General features: G+C 50.7%; 1 protein-coding gene. It reads right to left on the reverse strand.

Going from position 1 to position 2,009, the window contains the following annotated elements:
- The coding region (locus EGI32_RS11235) for a hypothetical protein (RefSeq protein WP_255155455.1) at positions 1-1,777 on the reverse strand (1,777 nt) is incomplete at its 3' end.
- Positions 1,778-2,009: the final 232 nt, after the last annotated feature.

The following is a 2,009-nucleotide window of genomic DNA, read 5'->3' on the forward strand; positions in this document are numbered from 1 at the left end:
TGCCCCCTTTCTTTTTAAAGGTGATGGTTACTTTATTGATGGGTTTGCTGCCCGTGAAATCGGGGAGGGAATAATAGTTGCCGATCTTGCAGCCCGAAGAGGGCATGGTGAGCATCACCCATCCGGCGGCGTCTTTTCGGTTCATGTCGCCGGGCGATACATCTACCGCAAACGTTTTATCGCCCTGGCCCGAGCCAAATTTCAGGTCGAGCCGTATGCCGGGCGTACCCCAGGGTACATCGCCTTTTTGCACCATCACATCAAAGCTGAATTCAAAATCGCCGCTTATGGTATTGAATTGTCTGGGGGCTGCATTTTTCTGCAGCTTCAGCCATTTTCCACCAATGCCGGCCACTTCCTTCACGCCTATCGTTTCGCCCGACTGGTTGCGTTCGTTCGTCCAGGCGGCGGGGGCCGCATCGATGGCTACCCCTGAAAAATCTTCATAAAATGCGATGGACCTGTCTGCCGCATATTTCTTCGCCGTTTCGGATAAAACAGCCGGGGCCTGGTTATTATTTTTCTCCTCCGCGGCTACATACGCATGAGGCTGATAAGGGGTTATCACTTTATCGTTCCCAAAATAATAATCGTATACATAATCGTAATTGAAGCGGTTGATAAAGTTGTCCATCAGTTCTGTATTTCCTGCATCGGCTTCGTTTATCATGGCTTCCATCCGGAAGACAATCCATTGCGGGCCACCGGTGGCGCAGGCTTGCTTCACGCCTTTTTTGAGGCGGAGCAGCGCATAGTTGGAAGAGCCGTAATCCCGTTCTTTACTTTCGGCTTCAGTCTTCAGCCAGGTGATGGGTTTGCCCGCGTCTATATTGGCCAGGTCTATCATATCTGCATTTTCGTGCAGGCCGCGGAAGTAGGCAAACTTATCGTGATAGTCTTTAAATTGTTTTTTGAGTTCCTGCAGGCCAGCTTTGGCTTTTTCCATCAGGTCGGGCAGCTGGCTGCCGCCATTTTTGGCAAGGCTGTACATCGTGGGCAGCCTGCTTTCGAGGCGGGTGAGAAATTCGCCGATGGTCACCTGTTCAAAAGGCAGTGGCTGCCTGTCTTTCGTCATCACTATTACATAAAATGCGCCCCTGCCCGAAAGTGCCTGCCCCGGTACAAAATAGTGATCGTATTTTTTTAGCGCCGGGCTATTGGTAAAATTGCGGTATTGGGCCAGCTCTTCATTGTGTGGCCTGTCAAATTCCCCTTTCATTCCTTTGCTGTAGCGGGGCATGGTGCAGTAATATTCGTCTTCGCCTGAAAGTGAAATGATCTGCCGCGTGAAAAGCTCCACATTATTGGCCATCATATTGAGGGTCATGTACGACATGTTGCCATTCATGGGGGCAAATTTTTTGGTGGCCGTCTTTACCAGGTTGTGGTGAAACCTTACATAGCCACCATATGTATTGGGCAAAGCCTTGCGGTTATCTTTTTCGGCCTCGCCGAGTCCGTAAGAGCTGTTGGTTTTGGGCAATGCTGGCTCCGGCGCCAGTACCGACAGCTTCGGCTCGCCCAGCAACCCCTTGCAGGTATAACTCTGCTGTATCCAGGTGATGAACTTTTGGGTGCACTCTGTTTGTCTGGCCGGGTAGCTCCAGCCGTATTGTGCAAAGGGCCTGGCGGGTTCTTTAAAGGTAAGCGTGTTCATCCAGCCCACCTGTACGTTCTCTACATCCTTGCGTTCGTACCAGCCCCTGTTGTTAGTGGGCTGCGCCATCGCGGTAAGCGATATCAAAAAAATTGACAGTAATGTGCAGATTGATTTCATGGGATAAAAGTATCGCCCGGGTGATTTGTTGCCTATACCATAAAAGCGGGATATTTTTTTTGCCGTTACCCGGAGAGGGTTTGCCGGGAAGACGGGAAGAAAAAAGCACGGGGTTCTGTGAGGCTTATTGATGCACCGCAATGCCACCACCTGGTGCCCAGACCTGCGGCGAAAAGGAGGTGCCGGGAAGACGGGAAGAAAAGCCAAATTACAGGGAGTAAAAATAGTAACA

The organism is Ferruginibacter sp. HRS2-29, from assembly GCF_024343615.1.
GTDB lineage: Bacteria > Bacteroidota > Bacteroidia > Chitinophagales > Chitinophagaceae > Ferruginibacter.